Annotated in this window: 8 protein-coding genes; all 8 read left to right on the forward strand. The window is 47.7% G+C overall.

Features of this window, described 5'->3' with window-relative positions:
• Positions 1–31 precede the first annotated feature (31 nt).
• The 8 genes from FJQ58_RS26185 (at position 32) to FJQ58_RS26220 (ending at position 16430) form a co-directional block, all read left to right on the forward strand.
• The gene (locus FJQ58_RS26185) at positions 32–901 is read left to right on the forward strand and encodes a carbohydrate ABC transporter permease (RefSeq protein ID WP_139997869.1); all 870 of its coding nucleotides are present in this window, start codon (positions 32–34) and stop codon (positions 899–901) included.
• A gap of 4 nt (positions 902–905) precedes the next feature.
• Positions 906–1724: a carbohydrate ABC transporter permease gene (locus FJQ58_RS26190; RefSeq protein WP_139997871.1), complete on the forward strand. Its 819-nt coding sequence runs from the start codon at positions 906–908 to the stop codon at positions 1722–1724.
• A gap of 46 nt (positions 1725–1770) precedes the next feature.
• Positions 1771–7935, forward strand: a complete 6165-nt coding sequence (locus FJQ58_RS26195) for an S-layer homology domain-containing protein (protein WP_139997873.1) — start codon at positions 1771–1773, stop codon at positions 7933–7935.
• Between the two features lie 110 nt (positions 7936–8045).
• A complete protein-coding gene (locus FJQ58_RS26200; RefSeq protein ID WP_139997875.1) occupies positions 8046–10202 on the forward strand; it encodes a beta-galactosidase in 2157 nt (718 codons plus the stop codon).
• A gap of 70 nt (positions 10203–10272) precedes the next feature.
• Positions 10273–13185 carry a family 78 glycoside hydrolase catalytic domain gene (locus FJQ58_RS26205; RefSeq protein ID WP_202915328.1) on the forward strand — a complete coding sequence of 971 codons (2913 nt, stop codon included), beginning with the start codon at positions 10273–10275 and terminating at the stop codon, positions 13183–13185.
• Between the two features lie 206 nt (positions 13186–13391).
• Positions 13392–14291 carry a sugar phosphate isomerase/epimerase family protein gene (locus tag FJQ58_RS26210; RefSeq protein WP_139997877.1) on the forward strand — a complete coding sequence of 300 codons (900 nt, stop codon included), beginning with the start codon at positions 13392–13394 and terminating at the stop codon, positions 14289–14291.
• A gap of 31 nt (positions 14292–14322) precedes the next feature.
• On the forward strand, positions 14323–15393 hold the full coding sequence (locus FJQ58_RS26215; RefSeq protein WP_139997879.1) for a galactitol-1-phosphate 5-dehydrogenase: 1071 nt from the start codon (positions 14323–14325) through the stop codon (positions 15391–15393).
• Positions 15390–16430, forward strand: coding sequence for a zinc-dependent dehydrogenase (locus FJQ58_RS26220; protein ID WP_202915329.1), 1041 nt, complete (start codon positions 15390–15392; stop codon positions 16428–16430). Before FJQ58_RS26215 ends, FJQ58_RS26220 begins: the two co-directional genes overlap by 4 nt.
• The last annotated feature ends 25 nt before the right edge of the window (positions 16431–16455 follow it).

The raw sequence follows: 16455 nt of genomic DNA on the forward strand, positions 1-16455 counted from the left end.
TTACTCCCTTCCTTTTATATAGAGGTGCCGAATGATAAAAAAAATGTATTATAGCTACTGGTTACTGTTGCCTGGCTTGTTGATTTTTAGTGTTTTCTTCATTTATCCGAATCTAACAGGATTTCTATATGCCTTTACGAATATGGACGAAAGTTTCAAATATACTCGTTTTGTTGGATTCGACAATTTCAAATCCTTGTTCCAGGAGGATGATCAGGTTATCGCGTTCAAGAATACCTTTATCTTCGCCATTATTACGACCGTTTTTAAGATTGTTTTAGGCTTGCTGCTTGCGTTGCTGGCTAACGCTAAGTTAAGGACAACACTCTTTTTTCGGTCGATGTTATTTTTCCCAGTTCTTCTAAGCACATTGGCAGTTTCCCTTGTATTCAGTGCTTTGCTGCATCCAAGCAGGGGGCTTTTAAATGTGTTTCTCGAAACGCTTCATTTGGATATGCTTGCGCAATCATGGTTGACTGATCCGCAAATAGTTATCTTTTCTGTGAGTTTTGTTGAAATATGGAAGTGGACGGGTCTATCGATGATTCTATTCCTAGCGGCACTACAAACCATCCCTCAGGAATTGAAGGAGTCGGCCATGGTTGAGGGCGTTAATTCCTGGCAAATGTTCAGACATATTACGATTCCCTTGATCATGCCAATCGTCAATACAAACGTGATTCTCAGTGTAATCGGCGGCTTGAAGGTATTTGATATCGTATATGCCTTGACAGGAGGAGGACCAGGAAATTCATCTCAGGTCATTAACACAATCGTATTTAAGAATTTTGCTGCAGGTAGAAATGGGGAGGCTACGGCAGCAAACGTCATGTTGTTCCTGATTGTCCTGGTGATTGTGCTGCTGGTCAACAAAGTGCTGAACCGGAAGGTAGAAGGGTGATCAGATGCGCAAATGGAAAAAAAGAGTACTAGAGCTGATTTCCTTGATTCTAAGCGGAATTGTAGCAATTCCCTTATACATGGTTATTGTGAACTCTCTTAAGAATCAAAGCGATGCAGCGGACCTAAAGTTGACACTTCCTAAAGATTGGTCAGGTTTCAATAATTATATAGAGGTATTTAGAATTGCACGTATTCCACAAGCGTTCTGGATTACGCTGTTCATAACCGTTGTGTCTGTTGTCCTTATTATTATCGTTTGTGCAGTTGCCGCTTTTGTTATTGAACGCAGAGACAGCCGTCTTATGAGACTGTTGCAGCACATTCTAATAGCGGGAATGATTCTTCCTGGCTCTATTATTACGACCTATTATTTAATGCAATCGCTGCATCTCATTCGTACGCTCACGGGGATTGTTTTACTTTATGTAGCAACCAATTTCCCCTTCATGACTTATTTGTATATTTCCTTTCTTCGAGGTGTGCCTAAAGAACTTGACGAAGCGGCTATTATCGATGGAGTAGGAAGGTTTAAATTATTTTTCAAAATTCTCTTTCCGTTATTAATGCCAGTCAATGCATCTGTTGTCGTCCTTTCATCCATGAACATATGGAATGATTTTCAAACGCCATTTTATTTTCTGAATACGGCAAGTCGCTTTACGTTAAGCATGACCATTTATTTCTTCTTTGGTCAACATTCCAGTGACTGGAATTTGGTGTTTGCCAATATTGTGATTGTCTCGTTACCCGTTATTTTATTGTATATATTCGTCCAAAAATACATTGTTTCAGGTCTTACTGCTGGTGCAGTTAAGGGTTAATAGAGATAGCAATTCATTATAAGAGTAATGGGAGGCGTTTTCTAAGATGATACAAGCTATGAAAATGATGAAAAATAAACTTCTAACGGTAACGCTCGTTTTTGCTGTATTGGTGGCTACTTTTCCATCTTATGTTATTTACGCCGAAGATGATAGTGGCGTTAATACACCCATTTTACAATCAACGTCTGAATACTTATGGCTAGAAGGAGAGAATGCACAATCCTACGACGGAGGCTACCAAGTTGTCGGAGAAGGGGCTTCCAGCGGATCCAGTTTTCTGAAGTTATATACTCATGATGCGAATACCATCGCTACTGCGGATTATCAATTGGATATTCCAGCAACGGCTAAATATGATATTTGGGTGCTGGGTACGCCTGGAGATAACATATGGCTGTCGGGTTACAATTGGAAGCTGGATACAGGTGCTTACAGCGCTGCGGGCTCCTTTTACGGAGAAAGCGTATTTACTACGCCGGATGGCATGCCATTCTATTGGATAAAGCTGAGCTCAACTGATTTGGAGCAGGGTCAGCACGTTTTGGGGTTTCAAACGAATACCCCGAGACAGGGAAATTCGGACGGGTTATACTCGCAAGGAATTGATGCCGTGGTAGCTGTGCCGCATGCATGGGAATGGAAGCCTAATGGATTGGAACAGCCTACAAATATGGTTCTTCCTGAAGCGGATTCCCTGTGGGTAGAAGGAGAGGATGCGCAAGCCATCAATGGAGGATATCAAGTCGCGGGTGAAAGCGCCTCCAGCGGAGCTAGTTATTTGAAATTATATACTTACGATGCAAATACGGTCGCTACGGCGGATTATCAATTGGATATTCCAGCAACGGCTAAATATGATGTTTGGGTGCTGGGTACGCCTGGGGATAACGAGTGGTTATCCGGTTACAAGTGGAAGCTGGATACAGGTGCTTATAACACTGTTGGCGAAGCTTTCGGAGAAAGCGTGTTTGGTACGCCGGAAGGCATGCCGTTCTATTGGGTAAAACTAAGCTCAATGGATTTGGAGCAGGGTCAGCACGACTTGAGGTTTCTAACGGATGCCCCGAGACAAGCCGCGTTGGACGGTTTATATTCTCAAGGGATTGATGCTGTGGCTGTCGTGCCGCAGGTGTGGGAATGGACACCAAATGGGTTGGAACATCCTGCACCCAAACCTATTATTCCTCCTAAATATGTTTGGATGGAAGGCGAAGCTGCTTCTATAACCGGAGAGTATCATTCGAAATATAATGCTAAGGCAAGCGACAAACAAATTCTTGAAATGTATACAATGGCACCGGGGGCTACGGGTACAGCGGATTATGAGTTTGATATTCCTGAAGCCGGAAGCTATTCCATCTGGGTATTGGCTTCACCCGGAGATAACCCATGGCTATCCCCATTTAAGTGGAAGCTGGATGCTGCCAGCTATAAAGTCGTCGATTCCCCTTCAGCTAATACGGTGTATGTCACACCGGAAGGATTGCCTATGTCATGGCAAAAGCTAGGTGTATCTGAATTAAGCCAAGGCCAACATTCGCTAGGCTTCTTAACGGATACGCCAAGGCAAGCCTCTTTAGATGGCTTGTATTCGCAAGCTATAGATGCTTGGGTCATCGTTCCGGATTCGTGGGGATGGTCACCGAAAGGCCTCAATAAGCCGTTTAATGGGCAAGAAGTGAAATTTAGTTATGTTGGCGGCGAACTAGATAAGACGATTGTGCAAAGAGAGGACATATTGACCGTCACCACTACGAACAAGGTGGAAGCAGATTTTAACGGCGAGCTGTACTTCTTTGCCGATCTGATGCTAAACGAAGAAGTCGTATCACGCGAGGTTGTTCCCTCCGTTAAGAAGACATGGACGAACGGGGAACAAAACGTTCAGACGATGCAATTGAAAATTCCGTTTAATGCACCTGACGGCTCTTACGAGGTAAGAACTGGAATCGTCGATATTCCCTACACGAATGCGCCGGATGGTAACGACTCCGTACTCGTGCAGTCATTCGCAATGGGATCGGCTCAAGGGGATGCGCCGGAGCTTAAGGCGGAAATACAGGAATTGATCATACCGCAACAAATGAACAGTGAGGCGACCCTGCAGGGAACAGCTTCCTTCGAATTGCTGCAAGCTGTGGATTTCGATACGACAGCCTATCTAAGCTTCTGGAAAGATGATGTATTGTGGGGCATATCGGAGCTTGCATCGGTGAGTACATCTAGCTTGCCCGTCGGTGAAAATAAGGAAGTCGCGTTCGATTTCCAGCTGCCCAAGGACATTCCAGCCGCGAGCTATGTCGTCAAATTTGGACTTCATAAGCTGCAAGCGTTACCATCAACACCGAGCTTGGCGGTGGTTTCCACTACGGCATCGAGCGATGGCTACAAGCCGCTCACGAATGGCAGCTTCGTTGACAAGAAGCTAGGTGAAACCCACTTTTGGTATGCAGACCAAAACCATACGATGATCTGGGATGGGGCACCGTTTGTTCCCGTCGGGGGGTTGTTTACCTCTGACTATTTGATTTATTTCTCCACAACGGATGCGGCTGCCAACAAAGCGCGTTGGGAAGACGATAAGCAGGTTTTACAATATATGAAGGCTCAAGGGTTAAAGGACTTGTATATCAATGCCGTTGTGCATGGAGCTGGAATACCGGCATGGGCATGGCAGTGGTTACTCGATTATTTGGACGAAGAAGGATTTACTTACGGTATTCAATTTAATGCGATCAACCACGGAGATGAGGAAGAGGTCGTTCAGACTGCGTATATGCCTAGGGCGAGCGATGGGGCTACGTCACTCAAGGCAGCCAGTGGCGGACAATTCCTGAAGATGTACACTAAAATTCCGGACTCTAAGGGGACAGCAGATTATTCATTTCATCTTCCAGCCGCGGGGAACTATGACATTTGGGTGCTAGGCACGCCGAATAATCAATCCTATGTTTCCACTTACCAGTGGAAGCTTGACAACGGGGCTTATCAATCAACGGGAGCTGCATCTGGCGAACCGGTATACAGTACCATTGAGGCCTTGCAAATCGGATGGCATAAGCTGGATTCTGTACAATTAGCAAGCGGAACGCATTCACTTGGCTTCTTGACCGACTCGCCGAGGCAAAGTGTCAATGACGGCTTATACGCCCAAGGACTCGACGCGATCGCGGTAGTACCTCAAGATTGGGCATGGACACCGAATGGAATCGCTAAACCGAATCATCCGATCAATGATTACGCCTGGATTGAGGCGGAATCAGGGAACGTTACAGGAGCATATCTATCTGGCTGGCTGAAAGTGGAGGACATTATCCAAAGTGGCGAAGTCTCTCTCACCGTTCCATCCGCTAATGTTCAGAATGCTGTAGCGCCAGCTTCGAGCTTTAGCATAACGGCTATATCTAATTTGTTTACAGTCATTAATCCCAAGACGGGGGAAGTAGTCGCCTCGGGCAAAGGGACGGTGGAGAAGCAGAGCGGCAGCATGCTTGAATTTAAGGCGGATGTCACGGTGCCGACTTTAAGCGATGGCACGTATACGGTCTACTTTACTCCGCAGGTGAAATACAAGAGTCACGTACTGGTCAATATTTGGGATAAGGGAGATCTCTTTCTTGATAAAATCAAGAGCCATGTCAGTAAGTTAAGGCTCGGGCCTAACTTCCGGTTATTCGTAGACCCGGTCAATAACGAATCGGGCGTATATGCCGAGAACGAGAGCATGTTGATTGATTCGCCTGTCTATCGCGCTCAATTTATTACGTGGCTGAATCATCGTTATTCGACGATTGAGGATTTGAATGAAGCATGGAAAATGCTTACACCGCTTCCTTCCTACGAAGCAGCAGCCCGTCTCGTGCCTATCGTGAGGGGGGAGAGGGAAGAAGCTTGGAAAAACCAGCTTTTGCTAGTCGATTCAGCATCTCCTGATGTCACCTATAAAGCGGATGCCTATCAGGGTCGATTGTGGGATGATTATGCTGATTTCCGGGACGATTCCTTTAACGATTATCAAATGAAGGTGGCCGACGCTATTAATGAAATTGTATCCATACCTGTCATTTATAAATACGTTTCAAGCCAAAGGAAGTATTTTATCAACCATAAGCAATCCGGCGGTTTTCAAGGCATAGGTGGAGAAGTATACGGAAATACAGAGTATTTGGTAAGGGAGCGGGCCGGATATCCTTACTCGGCAGCCGAACAGTCGGCGCAAACGATGTGGCTGATTACAACCGAAACACAGTTAGATGAGAATATGGAGCTGAAGTATAATTCGGGTGTGAAAGGCTATCCGGATCAGCAAACGATGTACAATCATTTCGATAATTTGATCAAGAGCGGCTCGAAAGGCATTTATGATTTCTTGCTCAATTGCAGCTATCATACAGCTTGTACCGAAGCTTATGCCTATTACACAGCCAAGCCTATTCAATTTGAATGGCTGGATGAATATCGGACGAATCTATTAGATCCAGATTCGTTAGCTGAGCTGGTTGCTTATCGTCCGGAGGTTTATTATGCCTACCCCGCAGGAGAAATGTGGTGGGGACCTAACCGACGCAATGTCGTATTGCCTGGAAATGACTATCAGGGTGGAGCAACGCTTACGACTGCGAATGACAAATGGGTGCTGCCTACATTCGATCCTAAGGTAAAAACCGATGTACTGCTCGTCAATCTCGAGGATGACCCAGCGACGACGGTTTATGGAAAAGCATTGCTGGAGTTAGGGAGCTTAAAGGATGGAACGCGGGATACCGTCTATATGGGTTATCGCCGAAATTTAGGCGCATTGCCGGAGATTGATAGCTATTTCACGAACGAATTTACAACGTTAGAGAATGGGACGGTTGTTCAGGTTCTGAACCCACAGGCAAGTGCTACCGCTGAGATTGTATATCAGACGGCCGAAGGCAAAGTATGGGCACTCAGGGACGGAAACCTTTGGATTATTGGGGATACAAACTGGATACAAAGCTTTGAAGGCAAGGAGCCGAAAGGAACGGCCAAGTACATTGATGAGTTGGATTTTGCAGCTGTAAATGGCACTACGCCGACACCATCACCAATAGCAACGCCAACGGCAACGCCAACAGCAACACCAACGCCAACAGCGACACCGACAAGCAACAATAGTAATAAAACAAGTCGTTTTGTGATCGATGAGGGCAAGGTGATTGTAGAGCTTGGCAGCAATGAAACTCTCTTTTCAGTACCCCTAGAGAAAGTGGGGAACCTTCCTGTGCAGGTGAAATCAGGAGCGGCCGTATTTACGATTAATCCAGCCGTACTTAGCAGGCTTTCGGAGCAGGCGGGGGTAACCTCGGGCGCTATTCTCGAGGTTCAAATGTTGCCTGTAAAAGATTCGAACATCTCGAACTCTCCGGTACGGGGAGGGAAAGCGCGAGTAGTCGCCGCAGGCCAAGTGTATGAGCTTGGCATTACGTTAACGAAGCCAGATGGAACGGTTTACACAGCTGAACAAGTATCGGGTGACGTGGAGATCACATTGCCTTTTACAACGGGATTGGATCAGGATCTTCTAGGCATTTATTTCTTTAACGAGTCCACAAAGCAATGGGAGTATGTAGGCGGCACGGTAGATACGGATACGATAAAGGTCAAGCTGAAGCATCTTAGCAAATACGCAGTGCTGGAGTATAACAAGACATTCGAGGATGTTCCAGCAGCTCATTGGGCCGCTAGCACACTTCAAGTACTGGCAGCGAAGCATCTTGTAACCGGCGTGACCGAATCCATATTCAAGCCTGCAGCCTTGACGACCCGAGCTGAATTCACTGCTCTACTGGTTCGGGCATTAGATCTTGAGCTCACGGACATTGCTACAGGATTTAAGGATGTTAAAGCGGATTCGTGGTATGCGAAAAGCATTCAAGCTGCTGTAGCGGCGGGTATTGTTACAGGAATAAGCGAAGACAGCTTCGGGCCGAATCAACCGATCACACGTGCGGAAATAGCGGCTCTGATGGGGAGAGCACTTAAGCTAACGGGGAATACCGCTAGCGGTGATTTGTTCTCCGATACGCAAGAAATACCAAGCTGGGCATTGTCTTACGTAACGGAGCTTAAGCTTGCAGGCCTTGTCCAAGGCAGAACAAACAATCGTTTCGCGCCACAGGAAAAGGCAACGAGGGCGGAAGCCGCAACCTTTATCTTTGCCATCATCAAGGATAAGAACTAAGACGGTTAGGTTGGCGGCCTCATAGCCTTTCGTGAGGCCGCTCCACCCCTCTTCAATGAAAGTAGCGCAGTTGGTCAACAGGGTAATTATCATAAATAAGAGGTGTTAGTATGTCGAAAGCAGGTTTCATTCCTTTTGGTTTTCAGTATTACCGTTCCCCAACTCCTTATCGGGATCAATGGGAAGAGGATCTACGCAACCTATCCCAAATGGGATTTAACTGCGTAAAGTTCTGGGTGCAGTGGCGGGCGAGCCATCCAGCCGAAAACACTTTTGTGTTTGATGATATCCGAGAGTTAATGGATATCGCCGGCCGCTATGGATTAAAGGTTGTGCTCAACACCCTGTTTGACGTCGCTCCGGCGTGGTTTTACAAGAAATATCCAGATTCCAAAATGATCACATCAGATGGAACGGTTATTGAACCGAGAGCGTTAAGTTACCGACAAATAGGCGGAGCTCCAGGCCCTTGCTATCATCATGCGCCGGGACAACTGGAGAAAGACAAGTTTTTGGCGGAGGCGGTAAAGGCGTTTAGGGATCATCCTGCTTTGTGGGTATGGGACTTATGGAACGAACCTGAGCTGACAGCCGGAATTAAACGTGAGCTGTCCTTTGATAATCAGGTTTGTTATTGCGGGCATTCTTTGCAAGCATTCGGAGGATGGCTGGAGCATAAATATGGCACGCTGGAAGCACTTAATTACAAATGGCAGCGTACCTATCAAGATTGGGATGAAATTGAACCCCCTCGCGGGCAAGCCGTATTTAACGATATGGTCGATTGGCGCTTGTTTATGTCAGATGCTTTAACGGATGACTTGAAAAGCCGCGTAGCGGTAGTCAAGCAATTCGATTCCATTCATCCTGTCATGGTGCATACCGTTCCCTCCCCGATTTTTAATCTCATTACAGCAGGGTCGGATGATTTCAAATTGGCGGAGCCTTGCGACTTATTCGGCAATAGCTTGGGATCGTCGGCCTGGTCCGCGGATCTCTTGATCTCAGCGGCGAAGGGAAAGCCGATTATTAATTCGGAAATTCATGCGCTGCCTGGAAATACGGCACTCAAACCGCAAAAGCTTCCATGGCTAGAGCTGAAAAAACATATATTAATCCCGCTCGCTAGAGGCATAAGCGGTTTTTTGTTCTGGCAATACCGTCCAGAAGTGCTAGGACATGAGGCGCCAGCATGGGGAAGCACTTACTTGGATGGAAGCGAAACACCGTGGCTAAGGGAAATGGCGAGCTTAAACGAGACGATTCAAGCGAATCGCAATTCATTGCTCAATTCGTACAGACCATCGGATGGAGTCGCCATTTTGTTCAGCTCGGAAAACCAAATTGCTAATTTCTCCGTTTACGCGCATTTGGATACCTATACAGATTCCGTACAAGGAGCACACAAGCTTCTGCATGATTTGAACTACAAGGTCGAATTTATTCATGACCATGATATTTCAAAAGAGGAATTGGCCAAGTATAAATGCCTGTGGATGCCTTACCCTCTCTATTTAAACAAACAAATGACGGATGTCATTCGTGAGTGGGTAAGGGAAGGCGGAATTCTTCTGTCCGAATGCTCCTTTGGAGCTTTGCAAGCGGAGGATGGCACGCATAGTTATCAAGTGCCTGGTTATGGGTTTGATGAAGTATTTGGAATACGTGAAACGTGGATTCACTCTATAGAAAATTTAGATCATAGCTATCATCATGTTACAGTTCAATCCAAGCAGAAAATTCCATTGAACAGTGCGCTTGGAAATGATCCTGCGCAAGGTTCCTACTACAAAACGGAAATTGAGCTGCTAAAGGATGTAAGGGTTGCCGCAACATTTAGTGAAGATAGCTCGGCTGCCGTAACGGTTGCAGATTACGGGAAAGGGAAAGCGGTTTGGGTAGGCACCTTACTCGGCGCATCCTATTGGCAAGATGAGGATAAGAATACGCTTGATTTTATACGAAAACTACTCGGGGAAGAACTTGGTATGGAGCCTTATGTGAAGGTTCATGGCGGTCAGGCTCGTGCAGATGTTCTGGAATGGAAGCATGATGGCGAAGCGGGAGCTTTTCTATTTGTTCATAACACGACGAATAGGGATACGGAGTTTACGGTGAGTTTACCATTCACCTATGAGCGAGTAACGCCATGGTTTCCAGAAGGAGCTAATACCTTAGAAGAGAACGATGTTACCGATTCTATAAGGCTATCCCTAAAAGCAGGCGATATCCAAGTGTTTCAATTGCATCAGCCATTTACTCGTTAATTCAAGCAGCAGCGCTTTTTTTTTAATTGCATAAGCAGACAAACTAACGAAATGGATGGGGACTAGAACAATGATAACGATGAATTGGCAAGCAAAGTGGATTTGGGGAGAAGGTGAGGAAAGTCCCCGCAATGAATGGAGATGCTTCCGTAAAACATTCGACGTGTCGGCTGTAACCGAGTCTCTCTCAGGCGCAAAACTAAGAATTACGGCTGATTCACGATATGTTCTATACGTAAATGGAACTAGGCTTGGGCGGGGACCTGTTCGATCATGGCCGAACGAGCAGTCTTATGATACGTACGAAGTTAGTCATCTTCTAAATGCTGGCGAAGAAAATACGATTGCTGTGCTCGTCATGCACTTCGGGTTGTCGACGTTCTACTATGTAAGGGGACGGGGAGGTTTGTTGGTTGAGCTTAATGATGCGGATGGGAATGTCCTCGTCGCGACCGACTCGACTTGGCTGAACTCGCGTCATCTTGGGCAGCATCCACGAGCACCGCGGATGTCTGTTCAGCAAGCATTCTCCGAATACGTTGATGCTACAGCTTGGGATTCATCATGGATGGAGCTGGCAGATAACAATACGGGATGGACGAATGCGATCGCTCTTGGTTCGGTCGGTATGGCGCCTTGGACGACGCTTAAGCCGAGGGACATCCCGATGCTGACGGACGAGACCGTATACCCTGTGCGGGTGGAGTCATTGGCGAAGGTGAGATCGTTCCATGCGACAACAGCGATTGATGTTCGGAATGCGCTGAACGACGGCAGTGAGGACCATGCGAATAGGTTGGAATTCACGGGATTCCTGGTGACTGCAATTCGCGCAAAATGTGCGGGTGCAGTAACGCTTGGCTTCCTGCAGGGGGGAGAATGCTTTCGCGAGCTGTCCGTTAATGGTGAATTGGTCACCGAGGATCGGATATATGGGACCGCTCCCGAACGTTATATGGATGTTAACCTGAACGAAGGGGATAATCTGCTCATCATCGATGTATCTGGCAGCCTCCATGCCGGCAAGCTGCAGCTCGGCATATACGGAGAAGAAAGCGGGGAATTGTCATTCGTTGCCCCTTTAGAGCTGCAAGCAGATCATTCTACATCCACCTTCTTACGAATCGGTCCATTCGACGCTATCATGCCAATTGATCATCAGCCCGTTCGTGCGCTCGATTGGAATCATCCGACCTATCTTGAATTGCTCGGAGCGCTGAAACGACCGGAGGATTTGGAGCGATACGAAAAATGGATAAGCCCCATTGATCCGAAGTACGTGTCCGAGGTCGATGTGTTCGCACTAAGTGTTTGGCGTAAAGAAAACGTGAAATTTGCGATCCCCGCACAGCTTCAGAACGCTATCATTCCGAATACTGAGGCAGGTATCGTGCCCTTATTCGAAGGCTACGATACCGAGGTGCTGTTCGATCTGGGCAAGGAATATTCGGGGTATCTATCATTTGAAATCGAGGCAGAAGCGGGAACGGTACTTGATTGGTACGGATTTGAATACCTATCTGGACAATATCGACAGGATACATTCGATCTAGATCATACGCTTCGTTACGTATGCCATGAAGGCAGGCAAGTGTATGAGACGCCTATTCGCCGTGGCTTCCGTTACTTGGCGTTGACGGTGCGCGGGGCAAAGGTACCGGTGCGTATTTATGGCGTGACCTTCATTCAAAGCAACTATCCGATGGCTGAGATTGGGCGGTTTGAATGCTCCGACGCGCTTCTGAACGATATCTGGGAAATTAGCCGGCATACGACAAAGCTGTGCATGGAAGACACATTCGTTGATTGCCCGGCGTATGAGCAAACGTTCTGGGTCGGTGACAGCCGGAACGAAGCGCTTGTTAGCAATTACTTGTATGGGGTGCAGGATATTCTGAAGCGTTGCTTGCGACTTGTCCCAGGCTCCAAGCACCATTCGCCTCTCTATGCGAACCAAGTGCCGAGCGGATGGAGCAGCGTGATTCCGAATTGGACGTTCTTCTGGGCGATCGCTTGTGCGGAATATTACGAGCAAACCGGGGATGAAGCGTTCGCGGTGGAGATGTATGACGCTATTCGGTACACGGCGGAGCATTATTTGCTCAAGATTGACGAACGCGGCTTGTTTAATGTAGAAGGCTGGAACATGCTGGATTGGTCGCCAATCGACCAGCCGAATGATGGTATTGTTACGCATCAGAACATGTTTTTGGTTCAGACGTTACGGGTAGCTGCACAATTGGGGAGGATCGCGAAGGATGAGGGAGGCGCTGCGAAATTCGAAGCAGCAGCTAACGATCTTGCAAGTGCAATCAATGAGCAGCTGTGGGATGAAGAGATGAAGGCGTATATCGATTGCATCCATGCGGATGGCCGTCGTTCCGAAAGCCTTAGCATACATTCGCAGGTTGTAGCCTCACTTACAGGAGTCGTTCAGGGGGAACGCAAGCAAACGATTGATGCTTATCTTGTTCAACCTCCTGAACACTTCGTGCAAATCGGTAGCCCATTCATGTCCTTCTTCTATTATGAGTCGTTGGCCAAGCTGGGCGAAGTTCGTCTCATCTTGGACGATATCCGCCACCACTATGGCATGATGATCCGTCATGGCGCAACTACGTGCTGGGAGCAATATCCGAACTTCCTCGAGAATCGGGCTAATCCGGATATGCTATCGCGCAGTCACTGCCATGCATGGTCGTCTGCCCCAGCCTATTTCTTAGGTCGTGAGGTGCTCGGCGTGAGAAGCTTGACGACGGGCTGGACCGAAGTTGAAATTGCGCCTGTTCCATGCGGGCTTACATGGGCGAAGGGCAGTGTTCCTCACCCGGCAGGCGGACGGATTGATGTGTCATGGACCGCTGATGAGCGTAACCGGACGATTCAACTGCACGTGTCCTATCCGGAAGGGATGATGGCTCGTTTCCGTTTGCCGGAAGGCTATACGGGATCGATCACTGAAATGAAGCTGGGAAATTTATAAGCTAAGCTGTGAATGTAATGAAGAGAGGCTCTAAGGCTGCTATTACCTTGGAGTCTCTCTTTTCGTTTTGATACTTGTGCTTCCTGTCTCCAATTTCTCTTCATTATTTTATTTGAAATACCTCTTGAATGTATCAGTGACACATAATAGTATTAAGTGTATCAGAACATATCAATTAGGATCAATTGATTCGGAGGAGTGTTGGAATGGCCAATTTAAAGCTGGGAATCAATCTTGGTTTTGCAATCAACAAGTACGTTGAGCCAGAAGTGTGGACGCGTATTGTAGCTGAAGATCTCGGGATCAAATACGTTCAATTCGTCGCCGATTTATTAAATGTCTTTCTACCGCCCGACATTGTGGACCGCCAGGTGGAGAGGATTAATGAATGTACACAGAAACATGATCTTGCAATTACGAGTACGTTTACAAGTGCATTTACGCGTGTTAACCACTTCATGCATCCAGATGCAGATACCCGCAAAGCTTGGCTGAATTGGTTTAAGCGATTCGCAAACATCTCTGTTCAGATGGGTGCGAGAACGACAGGCAGCCATTTCGGCATACTCACCTTTGCTGATTATGACGATGTTCGGCGCAGAGAATTTATCATCGAAGAAGGGATCAAGAATTGGCAGGAGCTTAGCTGGTATTGTAAGGAGCTCGGCATGGAATATTTGAATTTTGAGCCGATGTCTATTCCGCGGGAAATGGCCAATACGGTCGAGGATACCAAGGAGCTGCTGGCAAGATTAAACGATGGTGCCGGAATTCCGTTCAAGGTATGCCTGGACGTGGGCCACGCTCCCCATCCGAATGACCGTGATCCGTACCGGTGGGTTAGGGAGCTTGGCAGCGTCTCGCCAATCATCCATATCCAACAAACCGAGAAGGACCATAGTCGGCATTGGCCCTTCACGGAAGAATACAATAAGCTTGGCATCATTCATGGCGAGCCATTGATCGAAGCAATTAAACAATCGGGTGCGACCGAGGCGGAAATTATATTCGAGCTTTCCCATCGGGAGGCGTGGTCGACCGAATTCAGAATTATCCAGGATCACATAGAGTCGGTAAACTACTGGCGCCAATTCATTAAGAACTAAGCAGCACGGATAACAGATTGGAGGGGGAAGGATGAAGGGTTGCGTACTGCACGGACTCGGAGATTTGAGAGTGGAGGAAGTCGATACTCCCACGCCCAAAGAGGGCGAAGTGCTTCTGCAGATTAAAGCATGCGGGGTGTGCGGCTCCGATATTCCACGGGTATTCACCAAGGGAACCTACCGTTTCCCGACCATACCCGGGCATGAATTCTCCGGGCTAGTCGTACAAGCGGGAGAAGGCGTTGATCCCGGCTGGATCGGAAGAAGAGCAGCAGTCTTTCCTTTGCTGCCTTGTCGCAAATGCGCTTCTTGCGAGATTGGCGAATTCGCCCAATGCGAGGACTACGATTACATGGGCTCGCGGCGAGATGGTGCTTTCGCGGAATTTATCTGCGTCCCGATATGGAATTTGGTCGCTGCGCCCGATACGTTGTCCTATGAGGAATTGGCCATGGTTGAGCCGGCGGCAGTAGCCGTACATGCTTTGCGGCAAGCTGGAATTGGCATCGGAGATCAGGTTCTGATCAGCGGAGCAGGTCCGATCGGCATGATGCTGGCATTGTGGGCCAGAGCCTGGGGGGCATCCCGTGTATTGCTCGCGGATATTGATCCGGCTAAGCTTGATTTTGCTGTAGGCAAGGGGTTCCCGGATGTATGCAATCCCTTGCAAGGCGACATCAAAAAGTGGGTATACGGTCTGACAGGACGAGGCGCAGATGTATCGGTAGAAGGAGCCGGAAGCCCGGTTTCATGGGAAAATTGTCTAAAATCAACTCGGAACTTTGGTAAGGTAGTGCTGATGGGCAATCCAGCCGGAGGCATGAGCCTGACGCAGGATGGCTATTGGGAAATTCTCCGCAAGCAGCTGACGCTAAGCGGTACTTGGAATTCCTCCTATTCGGACATTCCTAAGAACGAGTGGAAACTAGCCGTCGATTATATGGCAGCGGGCAAGCTGGATGTGAAGCCCCTCATTAGCCATAGGCTTACGCTTGAGGGGATCTATGAGGGAATGGTTATGATGCGTGACCGTAAAGGCTTTTTTAACAAAGTCATGTATGTCAATTCTAACGAATCCATAAAGGTGGAGATGAATAAATGATGAAAGCAGCTGTTTTAGAGCAATTAGAGCAACTGGTCGTAAAGGAAGTGGAAAGACCAACCGTAGATGGGGACAGTATTCTAATGAAGGTCGAGGCTGTAGGCATTTGCGGTTCGGATATCCGGATATTCCGCCATGGGAACAACAGGGTGACGCTTCCGCAAGTGCTCGGGCATGAAGCTGCGGGGCGAATTGTTGAACTAGGCTCCAATATAACCAAATTCAAAATGGGAGATCGAATTTCCCTAGGTGCGGACGTACCTTGCGGGGAATGTATCTTCTGCGAGGCTGGAATCGGCAACAATTGCCAGATCAACTACGCTATGGGCTACCAATTCGCGGGGAGCTTCGCAGAATATGTGCTTCTGAACAAGACGATGGTGAATTACGGTCCGATCCACAAGATCCCGGATCATATCTCCTACGAGGAGGCCGCTTTGGCCGAACCGCTTGCTTGCGTTCTAAATGCCTTGGAGCTATCGAATATTAAGCTGGGGGATTCGGTCGTTGTCATCGGTGCAGGTCCAATTGGCTGCATGATTATAGAGGTTGCGAAGCTGATGGGCGCCACGAAGGTGATCCTCGTGCAACGTTCCAGACCCCGATTGGAGATGGCTAAGCAGTTCGGTGCACACGCTTATATCTGTTCATCGGAAGAGAACGCCATTGAACGGGTATTGGAGGAAACGGGCGGACTCGGAGCAGACGTGGTCATCACTTCGAACCCATCGCCGGAAGCACAGGTAGATGCGATCCATATGGCGAAAAATCGCGCGCGGGTGAACTTTTTCGGCGGTCTGCCTAAGGGGAAATCAATGGTTACGCTAGATACCAACATTATTCATTACAAAGAGTTGTTCGTTCACGGGGCGCATGGTTCCTTGCCTGCACATCATCAGAAAGCCATTGATTTAATTGGCTCCGGCGTCATCGATATGAAGCGTTATATCTCTCATCGCTATCCCCTTGATGAGATCAACCAAGCGATAAGCACGGCAGAAGATCATGTCGGGATGCGGGTTATTGTGCAACCGTAACCCTTAATAACTAAGGAGGTGCAGG

Source organism: Paenibacillus paridis, assembly GCF_006345825.1.
Classification (GTDB): domain Bacteria; phylum Bacillota; class Bacilli; order Paenibacillales; family Paenibacillaceae; genus Pristimantibacillus; species Pristimantibacillus paridis.

Excerpts from the sequence above, each read along its gene's own strand:
- FJQ58_RS26220 (WP_202915329.1), top strand. The coding sequence starts at position 15,390 with ATGATGAAAGCAGCTGTTTTAGAGCAATTAGAGCAACTGGTCGTAAAG.
- FJQ58_RS26200 (WP_139997875.1), top strand. The coding sequence starts at position 8,046 with ATGTCGAAAGCAGGTTTCATTCCTTTTGGTTTTCAGTATTACCGTTCC.
- FJQ58_RS26205 (WP_202915328.1), top strand. The coding sequence starts at position 10,273 with ATGATAACGATGAATTGGCAAGCAAAGTGGATTTGGGGAGAAGGTGAG.
- FJQ58_RS26210 (WP_139997877.1), top strand. The coding sequence starts at position 13,392 with ATGGCCAATTTAAAGCTGGGAATCAATCTTGGTTTTGCAATCAACAAG.
- FJQ58_RS26195 (WP_139997873.1), top strand. The coding sequence starts at position 1,771 with ATGATACAAGCTATGAAAATGATGAAAAATAAACTTCTAACGGTAACG.
- FJQ58_RS26215 (WP_139997879.1), top strand. The coding sequence starts at position 14,323 with ATGAAGGGTTGCGTACTGCACGGACTCGGAGATTTGAGAGTGGAGGAA.
- FJQ58_RS26190 (WP_139997871.1), top strand. The coding sequence starts at position 906 with ATGCGCAAATGGAAAAAAAGAGTACTAGAGCTGATTTCCTTGATTCTA.
- FJQ58_RS26185 (WP_139997869.1), top strand. The coding sequence starts at position 32 with ATGATAAAAAAAATGTATTATAGCTACTGGTTACTGTTGCCTGGCTTG.